Origin of the sequence: Edwardsiella tarda ATCC 15947 = NBRC 105688, assembly GCF_003113495.2 — a bacterium.
GTDB classification, from domain to species: Bacteria; Pseudomonadota; Gammaproteobacteria; order Enterobacterales; family Enterobacteriaceae; genus Edwardsiella; species Edwardsiella tarda.
Genome location: NZ_CP084506.1, coordinates 2,083,993 through 2,105,076, shown reverse-complemented (window position 1 = coordinate 2,105,076; position 21,084 = coordinate 2,083,993). Strand labels below are relative to the sequence as shown.

20 protein-coding genes are annotated in these 21,084 nt (G+C 58.2%); 8 read left to right on the top strand and 12 right to left on the bottom strand.

Features of this window, described 5'->3' with window-relative positions; translation table 11 throughout:
• The first annotated feature begins 15 nt into the window (after positions 1-15).
• Positions 16-1,131 (top strand): ribonuclease D, encoded by a 1,116-nt coding sequence (gene rnd, locus DCL27_RS09765; protein ID WP_035596793.1) that lies wholly within the window; start codon positions 16-18, stop codon positions 1,129-1,131.
• 214 nt (positions 1,132-1,345) lie between these two features.
• Here rnd and minE read toward each other — a convergent pair whose 3' ends face one another.
• Genes minE through minC form a run of 3 tightly spaced genes read right to left on the bottom strand, consistent with a single transcriptional unit; the run spans position 1,346 to position 3,131 of the window.
• Complete coding sequence (gene minE, locus DCL27_RS09760) at positions 1,346-1,615, bottom strand: cell division topological specificity factor MinE (RefSeq protein WP_005284974.1); 270 nt, start codon at positions 1,613-1,615, stop codon at positions 1,346-1,348.
• A 3-nt stretch (positions 1,616-1,618) separates the two neighbouring features.
• Positions 1,619-2,431, bottom strand: a complete 813-nt coding sequence (gene minD / locus DCL27_RS09755; RefSeq protein WP_005284977.1) for a septum site-determining protein MinD — start codon at positions 2,429-2,431, stop codon at positions 1,619-1,621.
• A 25-nt stretch (positions 2,432-2,456) separates the two neighbouring features.
• Positions 2,457-3,131 (bottom strand): septum site-determining protein MinC, encoded by a 675-nt coding sequence (gene minC, locus DCL27_RS09750; protein WP_005284980.1) that lies wholly within the window; start codon positions 3,129-3,131, stop codon positions 2,457-2,459.
• Positions 3,132-3,268: 137 nt separating this feature from the next.
• Between minC and DCL27_RS09745 the strand changes: the two genes are divergently transcribed.
• The 4 genes from DCL27_RS09745 to DCL27_RS09730 all read left to right on the top strand — a co-directional run bounded on the left by DCL27_RS09745 (position 3,269) and on the right by DCL27_RS09730 (position 5,480).
• Positions 3,269-3,547, top strand: coding sequence for a YcgL domain-containing protein (locus DCL27_RS09745; protein WP_005284983.1), 279 nt, complete (start codon positions 3,269-3,271; stop codon positions 3,545-3,547).
• 145 nt (positions 3,548-3,692) lie between these two features.
• On the top strand, positions 3,693-4,349 hold the full coding sequence (locus DCL27_RS09740) for a fumarylacetoacetate hydrolase family protein (protein WP_005284985.1): 657 nt from the start codon (positions 3,693-3,695) through the stop codon (positions 4,347-4,349).
• A 94-nt stretch (positions 4,350-4,443) separates the two neighbouring features.
• Positions 4,444-4,905, top strand: a complete 462-nt coding sequence (locus DCL27_RS09735; protein ID WP_005284988.1) for a YcgN family cysteine cluster protein — start codon at positions 4,444-4,446, stop codon at positions 4,903-4,905.
• A gap of 143 nt (positions 4,906-5,048) precedes the next feature.
• Positions 5,049-5,480, top strand: coding sequence for a universal stress protein (locus DCL27_RS09730; protein ID WP_005284992.1), 432 nt, complete (start codon positions 5,049-5,051; stop codon positions 5,478-5,480).
• Between the two features lie 89 nt (positions 5,481-5,569).
• Here the strand turns inward: DCL27_RS09730 and dsbB are convergent, their stop codons facing one another.
• The 3 genes from dsbB to DCL27_RS09715 form a co-directional block, all read right to left on the bottom strand.
• Complete coding sequence (gene dsbB, locus DCL27_RS09725; RefSeq protein WP_005293195.1) at positions 5,570-6,100, bottom strand: disulfide bond formation protein DsbB; 531 nt, start codon at positions 6,098-6,100, stop codon at positions 5,570-5,572.
• 97 nt (positions 6,101-6,197) lie between these two features.
• Entirely contained in the window at positions 6,198-7,772 is a 1,575-nt protein-coding gene (gene nhaB, locus DCL27_RS09720; RefSeq protein ID WP_035596780.1) for a sodium/proton antiporter NhaB, read from the bottom strand.
• Between the two features lie 447 nt (positions 7,773-8,219).
• Positions 8,220-8,501, bottom strand: a complete 282-nt coding sequence (locus tag DCL27_RS09715) for a hypothetical protein (RefSeq protein ID WP_005293198.1) — start codon at positions 8,499-8,501, stop codon at positions 8,220-8,222.
• A gap of 255 nt (positions 8,502-8,756) precedes the next feature.
• Between DCL27_RS09715 and fadR the strand changes: the two genes are divergently transcribed.
• Entirely contained in the window at positions 8,757-9,476 is a 720-nt protein-coding gene (gene fadR / locus DCL27_RS09710) for a fatty acid metabolism transcriptional regulator FadR (RefSeq protein ID WP_035596782.1), read from the top strand.
• 56 nt (positions 9,477-9,532) lie between these two features.
• On the opposite strand, the gene DCL27_RS09705 is transcribed toward fadR, so the two are convergent.
• The 3 genes from DCL27_RS09705 to DCL27_RS09695 form a co-directional block, all read right to left on the bottom strand.
• Positions 9,533-11,068: a SpoVR family protein gene (locus DCL27_RS09705; RefSeq protein ID WP_035596785.1), complete on the bottom strand. Its 1,536-nt coding sequence runs from the start codon at positions 11,066-11,068 to the stop codon at positions 9,533-9,535.
• A 227-nt stretch (positions 11,069-11,295) separates the two neighbouring features.
• A complete protein-coding gene (locus DCL27_RS09700; protein WP_005285014.1) occupies positions 11,296-11,511 on the bottom strand; it encodes a YccJ family protein in 216 nt (71 codons plus the stop codon).
• 192 nt (positions 11,512-11,703) lie between these two features.
• Positions 11,704-11,961, bottom strand: a complete 258-nt coding sequence (locus DCL27_RS09695) for a hypothetical protein (RefSeq protein WP_005285017.1) — start codon at positions 11,959-11,961, stop codon at positions 11,704-11,706.
• 646 nt (positions 11,962-12,607) lie between these two features.
• Between DCL27_RS09695 and DCL27_RS09690 the strand changes: the two genes are divergently transcribed.
• Positions 12,608-14,026, top strand: a complete 1,419-nt coding sequence (locus DCL27_RS09690; protein WP_035596788.1) for an aminopeptidase — start codon at positions 12,608-12,610, stop codon at positions 14,024-14,026.
• Positions 14,023-15,480: a peptide MFS transporter gene (locus DCL27_RS09685; protein WP_109691522.1), complete on the top strand. Its 1,458-nt coding sequence runs from the start codon at positions 14,023-14,025 to the stop codon at positions 15,478-15,480. Before DCL27_RS09690 ends, DCL27_RS09685 begins: the two co-directional genes overlap by 4 nt.
• Before the next feature lie 75 nt (positions 15,481-15,555).
• On the opposite strand, the gene DCL27_RS09680 is transcribed toward DCL27_RS09685, so the two are convergent.
• From DCL27_RS09680 to DCL27_RS09670, 3 genes are all read right to left on the bottom strand, one after another.
• The gene (locus tag DCL27_RS09680; protein WP_005293211.1) at positions 15,556-17,331 is read right to left on the bottom strand and encodes an ABC transporter ATP-binding protein/permease; all 1,776 of its coding nucleotides are present in this window, start codon (positions 17,329-17,331) and stop codon (positions 15,556-15,558) included.
• A 155-nt stretch (positions 17,332-17,486) separates the two neighbouring features.
• A complete protein-coding gene (locus tag DCL27_RS09675) occupies positions 17,487-18,758 on the bottom strand; it encodes a YeaH/YhbH family protein (protein WP_035597264.1) in 1,272 nt (423 codons plus the stop codon).
• A gap of 61 nt (positions 18,759-18,819) precedes the next feature.
• Positions 18,820-20,754, bottom strand: coding sequence for a PrkA family serine protein kinase (locus tag DCL27_RS09670; protein WP_035597261.1), 1,935 nt, complete (start codon positions 20,752-20,754; stop codon positions 18,820-18,822).
• Positions 20,755-21,084: the final 330 nt, after the last annotated feature.

The window sequence follows — 21,084 nt, the reverse complement described above, 5'->3', positions numbered from 1 at the left end:
AATGAGATTATTATGTTGAAGTATCAGTTAATTACATCGAACAGCGCGCTACAAGATGTCTGCGAGCGCGCCAGCGCGTTTCCCTATGTCGCGCTGGATACGGAGTTTGTCCGTACCCGCACCTACTATCCGCAGCTGGGATTAGTGCAGCTGTATGACGGTGAAACCCTGTCATTGATCGATCCGCTGCCGATCTCCGACTGGCAGCCGTTTGTCGATCTGCTGCGTAATCCGCAGGTCGTCAAACTGCTGCACGCCGGCAGCGAGGATCTGGAGGTCTTCCTGCATGATTTTCAGACCCTGCCTCAGCCGCTGATCGACACACAGATCCTGGCGGCTTTTACCGGGCGTCCGCTCTCCAGCGGCTTTGCCGCCATGGTCAACGCCTATCTGGGCGTCGAGTTGGACAAGAGCGAGTCACGGACCGATTGGTTGGCTCGTCCGCTGAGCGAACGTCAGTGCGACTACGCGGCGGCGGATGTGTATTATCTGTTGCCGATGGCGCATCATCTGTTGGCCGAGGTGGAGGGCTGCGGTTGGCTACCGGCGGCGTTGGACGAGTGCCAGGCGCTGTGTCGCCGCCGTTCTGAGGTGGTCGATCCCCGCCAGGTCTACCGTGACATGACCAATGCCTGGCAGTTGCGCCCGCGGCAGCTGGCGTGTCTGCAACAGTTGGCGGAGTGGCGCCTGAACTTGGCGCGTAGTCGTGACATGGCGGTGAATTTCGTGGTGCGCGAAGAGAGCTTGTGGCAGGTGGCGCGCTACTTGCCTGGCTCGATGGGGGTGCTGAGCGAGTTGGGCGTCAGCGGCCCGGAGATCCGTTACCACGGCAAGGCGATGCTGGAGATTGTCGCACAGAGCGCGGCGCTGGCCGACGATCAGCTGCCGCCCATGGTCGAACGCTTGATCGACCACGCCGGTTATAAGCAGGCGTTTAAACACATTAAGGCGTTGGTGCAGCAGGTGGCGGAACAGCGAGGCTTAACGGCGGAACTGATCGCTTCACGCCGTCAGATCAACCAGTTACTTAGCGTACACTGGGGCTTGAAGGCGGAGCAGCCGGAGCTATTGAGCGGATGGCGCGGCCAGTTGCTGGCGGAAGGATTACACGCGCTGCTGCAAAAAATATAAGCGGGTATGGCGCAATAATAAAGGCAGCGTGACGCTGCCTTTATTGTCTGTGAGATAAAATCGATTGGCTCATTTTATCTATCAGACAATTCACCTCATTCGACAATAATCAGATTATTCCCGCCACCCGGAGTAATAATAAACCAGGAACGCCTAATTATCTGTTTATTTATCCAGTCGTTCCCCCGAAAAATAAGGAAACGACGGGCCACGATCATTTAGCGGCTTCTTCACTCTCGGGCAAGGTGACATTCAGTTCCAATACTGAAATATCATCCCCTTTCTGTTCCAGTTGCACGCTGACCATTTCTGGATCGATCTGTACATACTTACAGATCACCGCTAACAAATCGCGTTTTAACTGCGGCAGATAGTGTGGTTCACTGTCGCCCCGGCGCCGCTCCGCGACGATGATTTGTAGCCGTTCCTTGGCGATATTGGCTGTCGTCTTTTTACGCGACAGGAAGAAATCAAGTAATGCCATCTCTTATCCCCCGAACAGGCGCTTCAGGAAGCCCTTCTTCTCTTCTTCAACAAAACGGAACTGGCGCTCTTCGCCCATCAGGCGCTCTACCGTATCACGGTAGGCCTGGCCCGCATCGGATTCGTTATCCAGGATCACCGGCTCACCCTGGTTGGAGGCGCGCAGCACCGACGGACTCTCTGGGATCACCCCGACCAGCGGAATGCGCAGGATCTCCAGCACATCCTCCATGCTCAGCATGTCGCCACGGCTGACACGCCCGGGATTATAGCGGGTGAGTAGCAGATGTTCTTTGATCGGCTCATCGCCATTCTCCGCCCGGCGGGACTTGGAGGAGAGGATACCCAGGATGCGATCGGAGTCGCGTACCGAGGAGACCTCCGGGTTGGTGGTGATGACTGCCTCATCGGCGAAGTAGAGCGCCATCAGCGCCCCGGTTTCGATCCCCGCCGGCGAATCGCAGATGATGAACTCAAAGTCCATCGCCTGCAGATCATTCAAGACCTTCTCTACCCCTTCACGGGTTAGCGCATCTTTGTCGCGCGTCTGCGAAGCGGGCAGGATGAACAGATTCTCGGTGCGCTTATCTTTGATCAGCGCCTGGTTCAGGGTGGCATCCCCCTGGATGACGTTGACGAAGTCATAGACGACGCGGCGCTCGCAGCCCATGATCAGATCGAGGTTACGCAGGCCAATGTCAAAGTCGATAACAACGGTTTTCTTGCCTTTCTGTGCCAGTCCGGTTGCGATGGCCGCGCTTGATGTAGTCTTGCCAACGCCCCCTTTACCCGATGTAACAACAATAATGCGTGCCATGAAAATATCCTTTTTGGAGAAGGGCCTAGAATAAAGATTGAATGGTAAGGGTGCCGTCGCTCAGAGAGAGCCGGGCGGCCTGCCCGTAATAGTTTTCTGGGATCTGCTCACTCAGCCAGTACTGTCCGGCGATAGAGACCAACTCGGCCGCCAGATGGGTGCAAAAGATTTGGCTGGCACTATTGCCGCCCGCGCCGGCGAGCGCACGACCGCGCATCATGCCATAGACATGGATATTGCCGTCGGCGATAAGCTCGGCGCCCGCGCTGACATGGCTGGTGACGATGAGATCGCCGTTGCGTGCATAGATCTGTTGCCCCGAACGGACCGGTGTCGCGATGATCTTGGTCTGCGCGATGATGGGCGCGCTAGGCGGCACGATCTTCGGCGCATTCTTACCCTCGCTGAGTAGGGGTAATCCCGCCGCCAATACCGCCTGCTTTTGTGCCTCATCGCGGCAGCCGCTGACGCCGATAACATGCAGACCGGCGGCGCTAAACACGCGCAGCATTTCTCGCCATTCCACGCTGCCGTTTACATCAGTAATATTAATAACAACAGGCGCATTTTTCAAAAAAGCGGGCGCTTGCTCGACCTTGGCGATTAATGCCGGACGAATTACCTCTGGTTGAGAATTATGCAAATGAACAACCGAGAGTGTAAAACTGCTGCCTTTCAGTTCTATTGGCGCTTGTGACATCTATCCTGACTCAGCTCAGCAACTTGGGAAATCTCCGAAATAACCACGGGCTACGTGATATTCCGCTGTATCTAAGCATGTTATAGTCAGTGGTATATCTAGGCAAGTCGCCGTCAGAATTAAATAGAGTGGAAAAAATGCTTTGTGTGATCTACCGAAGCTCCAAACGTGAGCAAACTTATCTGTATGTGGAAAAGAAAGACGATTTTTCCCGCGTGCCTGAGGATTTGTTGAAAAGCTTCGGCCGGCCGCAGTTGGCGATGGTGCTCAATCTGGCTAATCGTTCACGCCTGGCGGGCGCGGATATTGCGGCGGTGCGCGCGGCGCTGGCCGAGCAGGGCTATTACTTGCAACTGCCGCCGCCGCCGGAGGATCTGCTGAAGATGCATCGTCTGACGCAGGGGGGCGCCGCCTGAGGCGGGATCATATCGCCTAGGGTGTGAAGGCGGTCACGCTACACTCGGTGGCGGGCTTCCGTCTGCGCCAGGACACGATAGACTCAATGGTTGAGGTGAATCGGCCGTGCGTGACGGCGGCTATCAGCGAGCATGGAGGTGAAGGATGTATCAGCATCGTGATTGGCAGGGCGCCCTGCTGGAGTTACCGGTTAGCAAGGTCGTCTGTGTCGGCAATAATTACCGTGACCATATTCGCGAGATGGGCAGCCAGGTCGCGCCGCAGCCGGTGCTGTTTATCAAGCCGGAGAGCGCATTATGCGATCTGCGCCAGCCGATCGTCATTCCCCATGGCCTGGGTGAGGTGCATCATGAGGTCGAGCTGGCGGTCTTGATCGGTACGCCGTTGAGCAACGCCAGCGAGGATCGCGTGGCGCGGGCGATCGCCGGTTATGGCGTCGCGCTGGATCTTACCCTGCGTGACATCCAACGTGAATGCAAGCAGCACGGCTACCCCTGGGAGAAGGCCAAGGCGTTCGATGGGGCTTGCCCGATCTCCGGTTTCATCCCTGAAAACGAATTCGGCGACGCACAGAACGCCAACCTGACGTTGAGTGTCAATGGCGAGGCGCGTCAGGCGGGTAATACGCGTGATATGTTGACGCCCATCCTGCCGTTGATCAGTTACATGAGTCGCTTCTTTACCCTGCGTGCCGGCGACGTGGTCCTGACCGGTACACCCGCCGGCGTCGGCCCCCTGTGCTCCGGCGACATGCTGAGCATCGGTCTCAATCAGCGCTCGCTGACCACGCGAGTGATCTAGCTCGGCCCAGGGCGCTGGCACAAGTCGCTTGCATCCGTCGCCCAAAGCGTCTATACAGTCCGCCTTTAACGGTATTGTTGCGGGTAGAGCAAAGATGAGTACGACGCCCTTTTGGCAGGAAAAGACGCTGGAACAGATGAGTGATGCCGAGTGGGAGGCGCTATGCGATGGCTGCGGCCAATGCTGCCTGCACAAGCTACAAGATGAAGATACCGATGAGATTTACTTCACGAATGTGGCCTGTAACCTACTCAACATCAAGACCTGCCAGTGCCGCCACTATGAGCGGCGTTTCGAGTATGAAGAGGATTGCATCAAGCTGACGCGGGACAACCTGCCAACCTTCGAATGGTTGCCGCCGACCTGCGCCTACCGCCTGCTTAACGAAGGGGGGACGTTACCCGCCTGGCACCCGTTACGCACCGGCTCGAAGTCGGCGATGCATGCCGCGCGTATCTCGGTGCGCTATATCGCGGTGCGCGAGAGTGAGGTCAGCGACTGGGAAGAGCACATCATGCGTCGGCCTTTGTGGCAGCAGGATGAACACGCCGAGTAACCTCATCGCGTGATGCGGCGTCGGTGGGTGATCCGCCCACGGGCTAAAGCGGTTGTCCTCACCCGGTCAGCTTTGTATGATGATTTGACGCGTATCGGCACCGCCGATGCGTGGCACCCATCACAACAGAGGAGAGGGGAGCGATGTATCAGAACATTTTACTGCCGCTGGATCTGGGGGAAGAGGCGCTGACGGCGTTAGCGCTGGAGCAGGTGAAATCCGTGATCCGTAGCGAGGAGACCCGGGTGCGCCTGATGTACGTGGTCGTTCAGATCCCCGATTTTATCCTCAATCGTTTCAATCCGCAGACCAACCAGTTCGACGATGTGATGAGCGAGGAGCTGCATCGCCGTCTACAGGCGCTGGCCGCACAACTGCCGCTGCCGGCAGAGAATATCAGCGTCGTGGTGCGCCAGGGCGGTATCTACGACGAGATCTTGAAAGAGGCGGAGTGCATTGGTGCCGACTTGATCCTGATCGGTTCGCGGCGTCCCAGCATGAAGACCTATCTTCTCGGCTCCAACGCGGCGGCCATCGTGCGCCATGCGCATACCTCGGTACTGATCGCGCGCTGAGTCGTGTGGGTGACGCGGGCATCATGCGCCCCGAGGAATAAAAAACGCCAGGCTCGATTCGAGTCTGGCGTTTTGATAGCGGGTAGGCCTTAACGGCTAAACAGCGAGCGGCGCTTGGTCTTAACAAACTGGGCGAGCAAGACCAGCAGGGCGACCAGCAGATAGGCGGCGAAGATCCCCACCAACCACTGCGGCATCTCCAGCGTCAGGAACTGCCATTGACGCTCGGCACAATCGCCATTGGCAAAAAAGATCGCCGGGAACCACTTATCCAGCGGCAGCCATGTCGGGAATGAGACGAAGAAATCGCAGGTGGTGAAGGGAGAGGGGTGCAACTGGATCATGGTGTGCTGCCAGGCCAACTCCAGACCGCGATACCCACTATACAGCCACAATAATAGCGCGGCCCAACGCAGCGGGGTTTGCGGCGCGACGGCGCCCAACAGCCCGGCACCCAGGATGCCGAACAGCGCGCAGCGCTCATAGATACACATGACGCAGGGTTTCAACAGCATCACATGCTGAAAATAGAGCGCGGTCAGTTCCAGTAACAGCGCCGTTAACGCCATCAGCAGCCAAGCTCCGCGCCCCTGAGAGCAACGCTTCAAAAATTGCAACATAACTACGCTTCCATGTCACAAAAAGGTGCAGCCAGTGTAAACCATTGACTGCACACTACCAGAAAAAAATCGCCGAAATGTGTTTCGCCGCGCGTGCTTATAGGCCGCTGGCCAGCACCTCTTGCGCCGGTGGCAGCGTTAACAGATGCCACTGGGAGAGAAGCTGCGTCGCCGGTTCGAGGGCGAAGGAGACACACAGTAAGCCGACCAGCGTCATCACGACGGTATAGGGCAGCGCCATCCAGACCATGCGGCCATAGGAGAGGCGAATCAACGGCGCCAGCGCGGAGGTCAGCAGGAACAGGAAGGCCGCCTGGCCGTTAGGGGTGGCGACCGACGGCAGGTTGGTCCCGGTATTGATGGCGACGGCTAACATCTCGAACTGTTTCAGCGAGATGGCCCCCGACTCCAATGCGGCTTTCGCCTCATGAATATAGACCGTACCGACGAACACGTTATCGGAGATCGAGGAGAGCAGGCCGTTGAACAGATAAAACAGCGTCAGCTGGCGATCGGGCGGCGCCTGCAGGACGAATTGGATCACCGGGGTGAACAGGTGTTGGTCGATGATCACCGCCACCACCGAGAAGAACACGGTGAGTAGGGCGGTGAAGGGCAATGACTCTTGGAATGCCTTACCGATCAGATGCTCGTCGGTGACGCCGCACAGCGAGGTAACCAGCACGATCACGCTCAGGCCGATCAAGCCGACCTCGGCCAGGTGGAAGGCCAACGCGATCACCAACCAGACCCCGACCAGCGCCTGGATCATCAGCCGGAGCTTGTCTTGGCGTGTCCGGCTGTTGCTGCTCTCCTGGTCGAAGTTACGCAGGATTTGGCGCACACGATCCGGCAACTGAGCGCCGTAGCCGAACAGCGAGAAGCGCTCCACCAGGTAGCAGGTCAGGATGCCGCAGAAGAATACCGGCACGGTGACCGGCGCCATGCGCAGCAGGAAGGAGACGAAATGCCAGTCGGCGTTCTTGGCGATGATCAGGTTTTGCGGCTCGCCGACCATGGTCATGACGCCGCCGAGGGCGGTGCCCACCCCGGCATGCATCAGCAGGCTGCGTAGGAAGGCACGGAACTGATCCAGTGCCTCGCGTTTGGCGCTGTCCGTCAACTGACTATCGTCGCTGAGTGCCACGTTGCTCCCACCCCCCGAGGCAACCTGGTGGTAGATGCCGTAGAAACCGATGGCCACACTGATCACCACCGCGATCACCGTCAGGGCGTCGAGGAAGGCGGAGAGGAAGGCGGCGGCCAGACAGAAGGCCAACGACAGGGCAATCTTGGAGCGAATGTTGAGCAGTAGCTTGGTAAAGACGAACAGCAGCAACTGCTTCATAAAGTAGATCCCGGCGACCATAAAGATCAGCAGCAGCAAGACCTCAAGGTTGGCGGCTACCTCATGGGCGATCTTCTCCGGCGTGGTCATGCCGATAAACACGGCCTCCAACGCCAATAGACCGCCGGGTTGTAGCGGATAGCACTTGAGCGCCATCGCCAGGGTAAAGATGAACTCGACGACCAACAGCCAGCCGGCGTAGAACGGGCTGATAGCGAACACCAGCGGATTGATAAGCAGGAATACCAGAATGGCCACCTTGTACCATCCCGGCGCGTTGCCGAGGAAGTTCTTGGCGAACGCCTGGGTATATGTGATTGTCATAACGTCGTTAAACCTAATTTCTTATGAGATTTGCCGGTATCGGTTGCTCTCCCGAGCCGCGCAATGGCGCCTATCTTCGCCGGGAAATGATTAGACTATACTACTTTCACCTTGGGTAGCAAATCACGCTTCCGATATAACCTATTGTAAATCATTTAATTATTGATGGATTACTGCAATCCCTTACCCGAAAGTCGGCACCATCCCCGGCCGGCTTGCGTCAGGCGCGGCAAAGCGCGCCCGGCAATGAGGGCCAAGCTTGCCGATTTTAGCGTCCGCCTGCAATGGGCGTGGGGTGAAATGGGTAAGGAAAGCGGTCAGAAACTTGAATTGCCGGATAAATGACTAGCATGCGTGGTTTTTTTGGTGAGCCTCATCCAGAAGCGTGCCGCGCGATGCGCGATAAGGCACGCATGAGATGCGCATGCGTGCGGCATATCGGCTGTGTCAGCCGAGATCGCCCAGGGCGATGCGCGGGGCCGGCAACGGAATATCGAGCGGGCCGATGGCCGGTAAGGCGGCGGGGGGCAACGTCAACGTGCCGAGGCGTGGCACGGCCGCCTCATCCTGTGGTGTCAGGGGCAATGCTCGACGATCGCAATGCGGTTCGGCGCGTGGGGCGCGCCGCTGCCAGAAGCGCGGTAGGCCGCCATCGATACATAGTGTGACCAGGAGAGCCGTCCCGCTCAAGGCGGCGGCGCCGGTAATGGTTATTCCCAGCAGATCCATATCCTTCATCCTCACAGCATCATCAATTGATAATGATTTTCATTATACATATGCATCGCTTTAGGCCAAGGAGAAATTATCGTGTTGGGCGCTGACGATCGTGCGGGGGCGGGCGGGGTATGCGGCGCGCCAGCCCTGTGTCGCCGGTCACACTGTTTCGCGCTTTCCTACCTCCCGGTGCTATATCAGCGGGATGCCATCTGGTATGATGAGCGCCATAGTTTTTGCTGATTGTCGTGACGGAACGTTAACAACATGGTTATTAAGGCGCAGAGTCCAGCTGGTTTTGCGGAAGAGTATCTTATTGAGAGTATTTGGAATAATCGTTTCCCCCCCGGTTCCATTCTCCCTGCAGAACGTGAATTATCTGAGCTGATCGGTGTCACCCGCACGACCCTGCGTGAGGTGCTACAGCGTCTGGCGCGTGATGGCTGGCTGACGATCCAGCACGGAAAACCGACCAAAGTAAATAATTTCTGGGAAACCTCCGGGTTGAATATCCTGGAGACCTTGGCGCGTCTGGATCACGACAGTGTGCCACAGCTGATCGATAACGTACTGGCGGTGCGTACCAATATCGCCGCGATCTTCATTCGTGCGGCGGTGCGTCAGCATCCCGACAAGGTGCAGAGTATCGTGGCCGACGCGCCGACGGTGGAGGATAGCGCCGAGGCCTTCGCCGCCCTCGACTACCGTATCTTCCGCGCCTTGGCCTTCGCCTGCGGCAACCCGATCTACGGTTTGATCCTCAATGGCCTGAAAGGGTTGTATACCCGAGTGGGGCGCTACTACTTCTCTAATCCACAGGCACGCCGTCTGGCGCTGGCCTTCTATGCCCGTCTCGGCGAACTGGCCGCGGCTCACCAACACGATCTGGTCATGGATTTTGTGCGTAACTACGGCAAAGAGAGTGGTGCCATCTGGCACGGGATGCAGAGTGGCATTCCGCGTGATTTAGCCGAGGGGCGCGGCTAAGCCGAGAAACGCTTGACGACGGTCGACAACAGGGGCGCTAAGGCGCCCCTGTTGTGTTATAGGCCGGCGGGCTGCGGGGGGCAGCGCTCTAACAGTTCGACGCCGCCGTCTGGGTTAAGCTGCTCCAGATAGACGTCGAAGCCCCATAAACGTTGCAGATGCTTGAGTACCGCTCGGCGACTATTGGCCTCCAGTGGGATGCGATTGTGGGGAATGTAGCGCAGGGTCAACGAACGGTCGCCGCGTAGCGCGACGTTCCAGACTTGGATATTGGGCTCCAGATTGCTCAGATTATACTGGGCGGAGAGGCGTTCACGCAGGCGCCGATAGCCCTCCTCGTTATGGATCGCCTCGATTTCCAGATAGTTATTGCGATCGTCGTCCTGCACACAGAACAGGCGGAACTCGCGCATCAGATGCGGCGAGAGAAACTGACTGATAAAGCTCTCATCCTTGAAGTCACGCATGGCGAAGTGCAGCGTCTCGAGCCAATCGCCTCCGGCGATGTCGGGAAACCATTCGCGATCCTCCGCCGTCGGTTGCTGGCAGATACGCTTAATATCCTGATACATGGCGAAGCCCAGCGCATAAGGATTGATGCCGCCATAATGGGGGCTGTTATAGGCGGGTTGCGCGATGACGTTGGTATGGCTATGCAGAAACTCCAGCATGAAGCGGTCGCTGACCTTACCCTCGTCATACAGGTGATTAAGGATGGTGTAGTGCCAGAAGGTGGCCCACCCCTCGTTCATGACCTGAGTCTGCTTCTGGGGATAGAAATACTGGCTGATCTTGCGCACGATACGCACGATCTCGCGCTGCCAAGGCTCCAGTAACGGCGCATTCTTCTCGATAAAGTACAGGATATTCTCTTGCGGCTCGCTGGGGAAGCGTGCCGCCTGGCGATCGATGACACCGGCCTCGCGGCGCGGCAGAGTACGCCACAGATCGTTGACCTGGCTCTGCAGGTAGGCCTCGCGCGCCTGCTGGCGGGCCCGCTCCTCGTCCAGTGAGATCTTCTGCGGTCGTTTGTAGCGATCCACACCGTAATTCATCAGGGCATGGCTGGAGTCGAGGATCTTCTCGACCTCCTCCACACCGTAGCGCTCTTCGCACTGGCGGATATAGTTCCGGGCGAACAGCAGGTAGTCGATGATCGAACCGGCATCGGTCCAGGTGCGGAACAGATAGTTATTCTTAAAAAACGAGTTATGGCCGTAACAGGCGTGCGCCATCACCAACGCCTGCAGGGTGATGGAGTTCTCCTCCATCAAATAGGCGATACAGGGGTTGGAGTTAATCACGATCTCGTAGGCCAACCCCTGCTGTCCCTGCTTATAACGGCGCTCCGTCTCGATAAATTTCTTACCGAAGGACCAGTGAGCATAGTTAATCGGCATGCCGATGCTGGAGTAAGCATCCATCATCTGCTCGGCGGTAATGATTTCGATCTGATGAGGGTAGGTCTCTAAGCGGTAGTGTTTGGCGACGCGATCGATCTCGCTCAGATACGCCTGCAATAACGGAAACGTCCAGTCCGGGCCATCACTCAGGCAGCGACTGCTGCGGGACTCCGCGGTTGATATGGCCATGGCACACCTCCCTTAACTCGTGGTATGGACTGCGGCACGCCGTCCTGATACAAGCGTAGTCTACGAGGCTAAAACCTGCCGCCATCGGCGGAAAAGGTGAGTGGTGGAAGGGCGCGTGATGCTTGCCGCGGGAGAGGACGGCGATGGGAGAGGGGGGAAAAAAGGTGGAGCGCGTAGCATGACTCGCGCCCTCTCCCCGCTCGGCAAGGCGAGGGCGCGAGAGGCGATCAGACGTCGCGGCGGTCGATGGTTTCGTCACCCCAATAGAGTTGATCCTTATCCGTCTTGGCGAAGGCCAGAGGCAGCACCTTATCGTTCCCCTCTTCCCAGATCTGTTGGGCTAAGGTTTCGTCATCGTGGGCGAGTTCGAAGATGGCTTCGGCGATTTCTAAAGAGGTTTCACGCACGCGTGCCCATTCGGCAATGTGATGCGGCTTGGTCATAAAAGGTCTCCTTGAAAATGATCGCGGTCACAGGCGTGCTAGCGACACTACTTACGGAGAGCGGTTAGCGCAACCTGTCCTGCTTTCACCATAACGCAGCCTAAGCGGCGACGCCAGCACCTTATGTTGCCGTATGTTACTGTTATGCGGGGAAGCCAGCCAGGAGAAGGCCTGGCTGGCGATGTCGATGCGTTAGGCCAGTTCGCTGTGTGCCGGTTGATCGCCCAGCAGGCGATCTAAGGCGCTGAGCAGCAGCGTCCGACGGTGTTGGCAGGATTCGTGGCGAGCCGTGCGCGCGATGGCATGGATGAGATCGCCGTAGATGATGTCGCCATCGCGCGCAATCAGCGCGCTGACGGTTTCACCGATCAGACGAGATACTTCATGGTCAAAATGAACGGTATCACTAAAGTGAATGCCGTAATCAGGCAGTTCAGTGAGTGTACTCATGGTGTCTTTCCCTTGGTGTTGCGACAAATGACCCGGCAAGCGGTATCAATTAACGAGCGAGTAGATAAGATTACGAAATTAATTAGTCATCTATGATTATAATTAATAACACTAGCATCTTTTGCCAGTGATACCTATTTTGATGGGCTGAGGATGTTATGTGTTGTGGCTTAGTTCACAGTTAATTAATTTATTTTACGCCAGCGCGCCGCTACCCACCCGTTTGGGGCCGGAATAACGGCGGCGGTGAGCGGATGCGGCGCGTGTCTCGGTGGATTATTCTCTATTGTTGAGTCGAGTAATCATAAGCATACTTTATCTTTATTTTGCGCGTATTGCCGATGAGTCGTACCGTACGTCAGCGCCCACGTCCGCCTGGAACGTGGGACTTCTCCCTTATGATGCCGCAATAACCCCCCTCGAACGGCGTCGGCGTGGTGGGGCATTTATCACCGTTACTTGTGCCGACCCCGGTAATTATTTTATTCACCTCCCGGCTGCCGCCTAGTGATAAATATAACCATGACATGTTTTTATTAAAATATAACACTGAAATCAATAATTTAATTGGTGATCTATTTCAATAATCCGCCAAAATTCAGGTTATATTATTGCCGCACTCTACAATAATATTAAGGGGAGTGTGATGGAGAATTATTTATCTTCTGAATATATAAACCAGGTGGAATTATTCTGTAACGGTTATAAAGCTTTCCTCGATCGGGCTAAAACCGAACGGGAGTGTATTCGCGCTATTCGTGAGGTGGTGCAGGCGCAGGGATTTGGTCCTTTGCCAGCGGCGGAGAGCGTGAGGGTCGGCGGGAAATATTACTGTGTTAATCGTAATAAGAGCATGGCGTTGATCGTCATGGGGCACAGCCCCTTATGCCAGGGTGTGCGAATTATCGCCGCGCACAGTGATGCGCCGCATCTCGATCTTAAGCCAAATCCGCTCCATGAAGCGCAGGGATTGGCGCTGATGCGTACCCACTATTATGGCGGCATTAAGAAGTACCAGTGGGGGGCTCGCCCCTTGGCGCTGCATGGGGTGGTCTTCACCCGTCAACATGGGCGTATCGAGTTGACCTTGGGTGAGCGGGGCGATCAGCCGGTATTTACCATCCCCGATCTGCTGCCGCACCTGGATGCGAAGATCCAGCGTAAGCGTCCGGGGGATGAACTATTAAAGGGGGAGGAGCTGCAGATCCTGGTTGGCAGTCTCCCCTTGGCCGAGTTGGCCGAAGAGGATAAGGATCGGGTCAAGCGCCAGATCTTGGCCCGTTTGCAGCATGACTACGCCCTGGAGCAGGCGGACTTGCTACGCGCCGAGCTGGCGTTGGTGCCCGCGGGGGAGAGCCGCGATGTCGGCCTGGATGGTTCGCTGCTCGGCGGCTACGGTCAAGATGATCGGGTGTGCGTCTATACCGCGCTGCAGGCCTTGCTGGCGTGCGAGCAACCGGAGCAGACCCTGATCTGCCTGTTCCTGGATAAGGAGGAGACCGGTTCGTCGGGCGCCACCGGGATGCAGTCCGACTTCTTCCCCTGGGTTATCGAGATGCTCTTGCAGCGTATGCCGGGAGCGTCGGTCACCCAGTTGCGCCAGTGCCTCTGGAACTCTTACGCCCTGTCGGCGGATGTGGTGCCGGCGCTCGATCCGCTGTTTCCCGAGGTCCATGACGCCGATAACGCCGCTCGTCTGGGCGGGGGGATGGTGCTGAGTAAGTACACCGGGGCGGGTGGGAAGAACTTAACCAACGACGCCGATGCCGAATACCTCGCCCTGCTGCAGCACATGTTGGACAGCCATGCATTGCGCTGGCAAAACGGCCTGTTGGGTAAGGTCGATGAGGGGGGCGGCGGTACCATCGCCCGTTTCCTCGCCCAGCATGGCCCCTGTGTCGTTGACGCCGGGGTCCCCCTGTTGTCCATGCACTCACCGTTTGAAGTCAGTGCCAAGTCCGATATCTGGCAGACTTTCCAGGGTTATCGCCACTTCTTCAGCGCCGCCTTTCCTTGTCCATCACAGCTATACGATGAGGCAGAGACGATGGGAGGTGCCTCATGAACCGGCGTTATCCCGCGACCTTCTACATCCTATGCGCCTGCCAGTTTTGGTGGGCCGTCTCCTTCTATAGCCTGTGGACCGTCCTGCCGGTTTTTCTACATGATGCGCTCCATCTCGACGAGAAGAGCGCCTTCAGCATCTTCGGTAGCTTCACGGCCATCGGCGCCTCGTTGCTGTTTGTCGGCGGCTGGCTGGCGGACAAGGTGTTAGGTGCCAAACGCACGCTATGGTGGGGTTACGCCTTCCAAGGGGTGGGTTACGCGCTGATCACCGCGGCTTCGCTGAGCGACGCGTCGTCACTGCTCTTCGCCGGTTTAGGCTGCGTGATCGTCGGGCGCAGCGTCGGCGGGGTGGCCGCCCCGGCGTTGGTCGCCGCGGCCTATAACCAGGGTGACCAACGTCTGGATAGCGCCTTTACCCTGTTTTATATGGTCAACAATATTGGCGCCTTCTTGACGACCGTGGCGGCGGCGGAGATCGCCGCCTGTCTCGGCTGGCAGGCGGCCTTTATTCTCAGCACGCTGGGGATGGTGATCAACCTGTTGCTGCTGGCGCGTTATAGCCGTTATCTGGTGAATGCGAGCCCGGTGGATAGCCGCAAGCCGGGGAGCGCTATCATGGCCGCTTACCTGGGCGGTTCGTTGCTGGTGGTGGCGCTCAGCATGTTCCTGCTGCGTGAACTGCTGATCACGCGGGTGCTGCTGGTGGCCGTCGCCCTGATCATCCTGTTGCTGATTGTGCGTATCATGCGGCGTGAGACGCGCATCTCGCGGCTGAAGATGGTGGTTGGGCTGGTGCTGATGGGGCAGGCCTTGCTGTTTTTCATCCTCTACAATCAGATGCCGACCTCGCTCAACTTCTTCGCCATCAATAATGTGCGCCCCTCCTTGCTGGGGGTAGCGGTCAACCCGGTCTCCTTTCAGGCGCTGAATCCGATGTGGATCATCGTACTCAGTCCCGGTCTGGCCTGGCTCTATACCTGGCTGGGCGAGCACGGGCGTGACCCCTCGATGCCGGTCAAGTTCGCCGTGGGGATGTTAGCCTGCGCCGCCGCCTTTGCCTGCGCCGGTAGTGCCCGCTTCTTCGGCAATGCGGCGGGCATCGTCTCCCCCTTCTGGATCATCGCCCCGCATCTGCTATTCGCCATCGGCGAACTGTTGATCTCGGCCCTGGGTCAGTCGATGCTCGCCAAGCTGTTCCCGCGCGAGGTGCGTGGTTTTATCTATGGCGCGTGGGGGATGGTGTTGGCGCTGGCGTCGCTGGGGGCGGCTTGGCTGGCGGGCTTCTCCGCCAGCGACAACGAGGCCGCGGGCGATGCACTGCACTCCCTGCAACAGTATGGCGCTTACTTCTATGCCTTAGCCCTCGCGACCTTGGTCGTCGCGCTGATCTGCTGGTGGCTGGCGCCCCGGTTGGATCGGCTGATCAACACGCCCGATCACCCCGCAGCGTAGGCGAGCGGGGCTAGCGTCACGATCAAGGCGGCAAAGAGGCAGATGGCCGGGGCATGGCGCCCCGGCCGATCGCATTTAGTGGTGGCCTGCGAGCAGGGAGACCTCGACCTGTGAGGGGGCGAAGTAGCGCTCGTCGTCGTCGGCTTGGCTCGCCTTGCTAAAGCGCCAACGCAGGGTATGGAAGGGGGCCACGCTGCTGCGGTGCGCCACGCTGATCAGGGTGAGGCCCGGTAACCACTCGCTCAATAGGCGGTAGACATGCTGCTCGGTATCTTCGTCTAGGGCGCTGGTCGCCTCGTCCAGATACAGAATATCCGGTTGCAGCGCCAGCGCGCGGGCGAAGGCGATGCGCTGTTGCTCGCCGGGGGAGAGCTGTTGCGACCAGTTGGCGCGCGTCGCCAGCTGATCGCACAGGTGGTTCAGGCGGCAGGCGCGTAGGATGGTCTGTAGACTCTCATCGCTGTGGGTCGTGGCGTCAGAGGGGTAACAGATGGCGTCGCGCAGGCTGCCTATCGGCAGATAGCTGCGTTGCGGCAGGAACAGGGTACGCAGCGAACCCTCGTCGGGGCGTAAGATCTCGCCGTGGCCATAGGGCCAGACACCGGCGATGGCGCGCAACAGCGTCGACTTGCCACAGCCGGAAGGGCCGGTGATCAGGACGCGATCGCCGCGCGCTACCTGCAGGCTAACGTCGTTGAACAGCGTGCGCCCCTGGTGGATCTGCAGGGTCAGCCCGTTGATCGCCAGTGCCTGGTTGTCATCCTGGGTTTGCCCGTGGCGAATATCGCCGGGGTGCTCCGCCAGATCGGCCACGGCCTTATTGAAACCGGCCAGACGGTTGACGCATGCCTTCCAGGCGGCCAGATCGTCGAATGCGTTGATAAACCAAGAGAGCGCCCCCTGCACCTGGCCGAAGGCCGAGGAGATCTGCATCAGGGTGCCGAGCTGAATGGCGTTGGCGAAGTAGCGCGGGGCGGCCACCAGGATCGGGAAGATGATGGCGAACTGGCCATAGAAATTGCTGGCGAAGTTCAGCCGCCGGGTCAGGCGCATGATGCTCCACCAGTTGCGGCGGATGTTCTGGAACTGGCCATCAAGCTGCTGGCGCTCTTGCGGCTCGCCGTGATACAGAGCGATCGGATCGGCGTTGTGGCGGATGCGGATCAACCCGAAGCGGAAGTTTGCCTCGAAGCGCTCCTGATCGAAGGAGAGGTTGACCAACGGCCGGCCAACCAGCCAGATCATCAGCGACCCCAACCCGGCGTACAGCAAGGCGAACCACACCATGTAGCCGGGGATCTCCAGGGCATGGTCGGCGATCATCAGCGACAGCGAGCCGGAGACCGACCACAGGATGGCGACGAAGGAGAACAGCGTCACCAGGCTGGAGAGCAGCCCCAGGGTCAGGGAAAGGGTGCCGTTGGTCAAGGCGCTCAGATCTTGGGCGATACGTTGGTCGGGGTTATCGATCGACTGCTGCATCTCGGTATGGTAGTAGGCCTGATGCTGGAGCCAACGGTCCATATAGCGCCGGGTCATCCACTGGCGCCACAACATTTGCAGCCCCTGGGTCAGATAGATGCGGAAGATAGCGATGGCGATATAGATAAACGCCAGGTAGCTGAAGCGGATCAACTGCGCCTTAAACACCGCATAGTTACGGTTTTGTAGGGCATCGTAGAACACCCGGTTCCACTCGTTAAACAGGACATTCAGATACACCGCCGCCAGCGTCAATACGATGATGGCGCCGAGTCGGCTCCAGGCGCTGAATTTTTCGTCTGAAACCCAATAGGGTTTGATCAGATGCCACACTTCTCGCCAGTGGGTGGCTTTTTGGCTGGAATGCATGCGATGACTTTCCTACAGCATGAAAAGAATAAATTTAACCGTCCGTATTAGGCCACAAAACGCGACAAATGTTCTGCACCGCTTTGTAAAGTAATTTAATGATGCGCGAAAAGTCAGCAGGTTATGCCGCCCAACGGGCGGCAGGGGCGAGAGACTCAATCGTTGGCGAGCTGGCGGGCGAACAGTTCACGGAACACCGGGTAGATGTCCTGCTGCTCGCGAATATGTTGCATGGCGAAGTTGTCGCAGCTGCGGCTTAACGCCTCATATTCACGCCACAGGGTCTGGTGCGCGCGGCGGGTGATTTCGATGTAGCAGTAGTAGCGCACCAACGGCAGCAGCCGCTCAGTCAATAGTTTCTGGCACAGCGGCGAGTCGTCGGCCCAGTTGTCGCCATCGGAGGCCTGTGCGGCGTAGATGTTCCACTGCGCCGGATCGTAGCGGGCGCGCACGATCTCATCCATCAGCTTCAGGGCGCTGGAGACGATGGTGCCGCCGGTCTCCTGCGAGTAGAAGAACTCCTGTTCATCCACCTCCTTCGCCTGAGTATGGTGACGAATGTAGACCACCTCGATGTTCTTGTAGTTACGGCTGAGAAACAGATACAGCAGAATATAGAAGCGCTTGGCCATCTCCTTGGTGGCCTGATCCATCGATCCGGACACATCCATCAGGCAGAACATCACCGCCTGGCTGGAGGGTTCGGGGCGCCGCTCATAGTTCTTGTAGCGGAGATCGATACTGTCGATAAACGGCACCCGGGCGATGCGTTGGCGCAGCGCCTCGATCTCGCCGCGTAGGCGCATGCTTTCCAGCGGTTGCGCCGGTTCGCGCTGTTGTAGCGCATCGAGCTGCTCCTCCAGTTGGCGCAGCTCGCGCCGCTTGGCGGCGCTCATCGCGGTACGCCGCGCCAAGGAGTTCTGTAGCGAACGTACCACGCTGATGTTGGCCGGTACTCCGCTGGCGGTATAACCGGCGCGATGGCTCTTAAATTCGGTCAGCTGGCGGTAGTGGTTGTGGCGCAGGTTGGGCAGCGCCAGATCGTCGAACAGCAGATCCAGGTACTCCTCTTTAGAGAGCTGAAAGACAAAATTATCCTCGCCGCCCTCACCGTTACCCGCTTCCCCGCTGCCTCCCCCGGCGCCGCCGCCCGGTTGGCGATCGATGCGGTCATTCTGTACAAAGTGGTCATTACCGGGATGGACCCGTTGGCGTTCCCCCCCAGCGCCCTGTTGAAACAGCGGCTCGCTGATGTCGTCGTGCGAGATGGTGACCGACTCGCCGCTCTCGACATCGGAGACGGAGCGGCGATGAATGGCATCCGCGACGGATTTCTTGATCTGCGCGGTATAGCGGCGCAGGAAGCGCTGGCGGTTCACCGCGCTCTTGTTCTTGCCGTTTAGGCGACGATCGATAAAGTAAGACATGGCGCCTCCCAATCTGCCAACCGCTAGAAAAGGGCGGCAAAACGCCGCCCATAGCGCATCCTCATGACGACTTACGTACGCGCAGATACCATTCGCACAACAGGCGCACCTGCTTGCGGGTATAGCCCTTCTCCATCATGCGGTGGACGAAGTCATCGTGCTTCTTCTGCTCCTCGCTGGAGGTCTTGGCATTGAAGGAGATCACCGGCAACAGCTCCTCGGTGTTGGAGAACATCTTCTTCTCGATCACCGTGCGCAACTTCTCATAGCTGGTCCAGTTGGGGTTGTGGCCATTATTGTGGGCGCGGGCGCGCAGCACGAAGTTGACGATCTCGTTACGGAAATCTTTCGGATTACTGATCCCCGCCGGCTTCTCGATCTTTTCCAACTCGGCGTTGAGCGACTCACGGTCAAACAGCTGGCCGGTATCCGGATCGCGGTACTCCTGATCCTGGATCCAGAAGTCGGCATAGGTGACATAACGGTCAAAAATGTTCTGCCCATACTCCGAATAGGACTCCAGGTAGGCCGTCTGGATCTCCTTGCCGATGAACTCGACATATTTCGGGATCAGGTAGCCCTTCAGGTGTTCCAGATACTTCTCCGCCACCTCTTGCGGGAACTGTTCGCGCTCGATCTGCTGCTCCAGCACATAGAACAGATGCACCGGGTTGGCGGCCACCTCGCCGTGGTCGAAGTTAAACACCTTGGAGAGTATCTTGAAGGCGAAACGCGTCGACAGGCCGTTCATGCCTTCGTCCACCCCGGCATAGTCGCGATACTCCTGGTAAGACTTGGCCTTGGGGTCGGTATCCTTCAGGCTCTCGCCATCGTAGACACGCATCTTGGAGTACAGGCTGGAGTTCTCTGGGCTCTTCAGGCGCGACAGCACGCTGAAGCTGGCCAGGGTCTCCAGGGTGCCGGGGGCGCAGGGCGCCAGGGCCAGCTCGCTGTTATCCAACAGCTTGTCGTAGATCTTGATCTCTTCCGAGATGCGCAGGCAGTAGGGCACCTTGACGATGTAGACGCGGTCGAGGAAGGCCTCGTTATTCTTGTTGTTGCGGAACTGCACCCACTCCGATTCGTTGGAGTGCGCCAGGATGATGCCGCTAAAGGGCAGGGCGGAGATGCTTTCGGTGCCGTTATAGTTGCCCTCCTGGGTGGCGGTCAGCAACGGATGCAGCACCTTGATCGGCGCCTTGAACATCTCCACAAACTCCATGATCCCCTGGTTGGCCCGGCACAGCGCGCCGGAGTAGCCATAGGCATCGGGATCGTTCTGGGCGTAATGTTCCAGTTTACGGATATCGACTTTACCCACCAGGGCGGAGATATCCTGGTTGTTTTCATCGCCCGGCTCGGTCTTGGCGATGGCGATCTGTTGTAGGATCGATGGCCACACCTTGACGACGCGGAACTGGGTGATGTCGCCGCCGAACTCGTGCAGGCGTTTGGCCGCCCATGGCGACATGATGGTGCCCAGGTAGCGCGGCGGAATGCCATACTCCTGGCTCAACAGGGTGCCATCCTGCTGATGACTGAACAGACACAGCGGGTGGTCGTTGACCGGGCTGCGTTCGCCGTTGGCGCTCAACACATAGATGGGGACGCATTGCATCAACGCCTTTAACCGTTCGGCCAGCGAGGACTTACCTCCACCGACCGGCCCCAGCAAGTAGAGGATCTGTTTCTTCTCTTCCAATCCCTGCGCCGCGTGGCGCAGATATGCCACGATCTGCTCGATGGCCTCTTCCATGCCGTAGAATTCGGCGAAGGCGGGGTAGCGGGCGATGACGCGGTTGGAGAATAGGCGGGAGAGTCGGGGATCTTGCGCCGTGTCGATCATTTCCGGGGTACCGATGGCCTGTAACAGGCGTTCGGCGGCGTTGGCATAGGCGCTGCGATCCTGGCGGCAGAGAGTCAGAAAGGCCTGTAGCGTCAGCTCCTCATCCTTGGCCGATTCATAACGCTGGCGATATTGTTCAAATATGTTCATAGCGATGCCCATCCTTTTGTCAGCACAAGTTAAGGAAGATGTCTCAGCGGCATAGTCAGTGACATGGCTAACGGCGCCGCGCACCGCCCCGAGGCATCCGCACCCGGCGGGCCGACCGCAGTCTCCCCCTGAGATCAAGCTTAGGCGGACTCCCCCGAATGCGCGAGCGGCGCCTGTCTTTTTTTTAAGCGATTTCAAGCACTCAGTTTAGGGTTTTTCCCGCGTCATGGCGGGCGGAGCGGCACAAATTGGCGGGAGGCGGCGCGAGGGGGCGGAGCGGATAAAAAGTGGCATGTTAACGATTTTTTAGATAAAACCTAATGATATTAA

What these genes read in the sequence shown, in the direction of transcription:
- minE (WP_005284974.1), bottom strand. Translation starts at nt 1,615, where the DNA reads ATGGCATTACTTGATTTCTTCCTGTCGCGTAAAAAGACGACAGCCAAT.
- minD (WP_005284977.1), bottom strand. Translation starts at nt 2,431, where the DNA reads ATGGCACGCATTATTGTTGTTACATCGGGTAAAGGGGGCGTTGGCAAG.
- minC (WP_005284980.1), bottom strand. Translation starts at nt 3,131, where the DNA reads ATGTCACAAGCGCCAATAGAACTGAAAGGCAGCAGTTTTACACTCTCG.
- DCL27_RS09745 (WP_005284983.1), top strand. Translation starts at nt 3,269, where the DNA reads ATGCTTTGTGTGATCTACCGAAGCTCCAAACGTGAGCAAACTTATCTG.
- DCL27_RS09740 (WP_005284985.1), top strand. Translation starts at nt 3,693, where the DNA reads ATGTATCAGCATCGTGATTGGCAGGGCGCCCTGCTGGAGTTACCGGTT.
- DCL27_RS09735 (WP_005284988.1), top strand. Translation starts at nt 4,444, where the DNA reads ATGAGTACGACGCCCTTTTGGCAGGAAAAGACGCTGGAACAGATGAGT.
- DCL27_RS09730 (WP_005284992.1), top strand. Translation starts at nt 5,049, where the DNA reads ATGTATCAGAACATTTTACTGCCGCTGGATCTGGGGGAAGAGGCGCTG.
- dsbB (WP_005293195.1), bottom strand. Translation starts at nt 6,100, where the DNA reads ATGTTGCAATTTTTGAAGCGTTGCTCTCAGGGGCGCGGAGCTTGGCTG.
- nhaB (WP_035596780.1), bottom strand. Translation starts at nt 7,772, where the DNA reads ATGACAATCACATATACCCAGGCGTTCGCCAAGAACTTCCTCGGCAAC.
- DCL27_RS09715 (WP_005293198.1), bottom strand. Translation starts at nt 8,501, where the DNA reads ATGGATCTGCTGGGAATAACCATTACCGGCGCCGCCGCCTTGAGCGGG.
- fadR (WP_035596782.1), top strand. Translation starts at nt 8,757, where the DNA reads ATGGTTATTAAGGCGCAGAGTCCAGCTGGTTTTGCGGAAGAGTATCTT.
- DCL27_RS09705 (WP_035596785.1), bottom strand. Translation starts at nt 11,068, where the DNA reads ATGGCCATATCAACCGCGGAGTCCCGCAGCAGTCGCTGCCTGAGTGAT.
- DCL27_RS09700 (WP_005285014.1), bottom strand. Translation starts at nt 11,511, where the DNA reads ATGACCAAGCCGCATCACATTGCCGAATGGGCACGCGTGCGTGAAACC.
- DCL27_RS09695 (WP_005285017.1), bottom strand. Translation starts at nt 11,961, where the DNA reads ATGAGTACACTCACTGAACTGCCTGATTACGGCATTCACTTTAGTGAT.
- DCL27_RS09690 (WP_035596788.1), top strand. Translation starts at nt 12,608, where the DNA reads ATGGAGAATTATTTATCTTCTGAATATATAAACCAGGTGGAATTATTC.
- DCL27_RS09685 (WP_109691522.1), top strand. Translation starts at nt 14,023, where the DNA reads ATGAACCGGCGTTATCCCGCGACCTTCTACATCCTATGCGCCTGCCAG.
- DCL27_RS09680 (WP_005293211.1), bottom strand. Translation starts at nt 17,331, where the DNA reads ATGCATTCCAGCCAAAAAGCCACCCACTGGCGAGAAGTGTGGCATCTG.
- DCL27_RS09675 (WP_035597264.1), bottom strand. Translation starts at nt 18,758, where the DNA reads ATGTCTTACTTTATCGATCGTCGCCTAAACGGCAAGAACAAGAGCGCG.
- DCL27_RS09670 (WP_035597261.1), bottom strand. Translation starts at nt 20,754, where the DNA reads ATGAACATATTTGAACAATATCGCCAGCGTTATGAATCGGCCAAGGAT.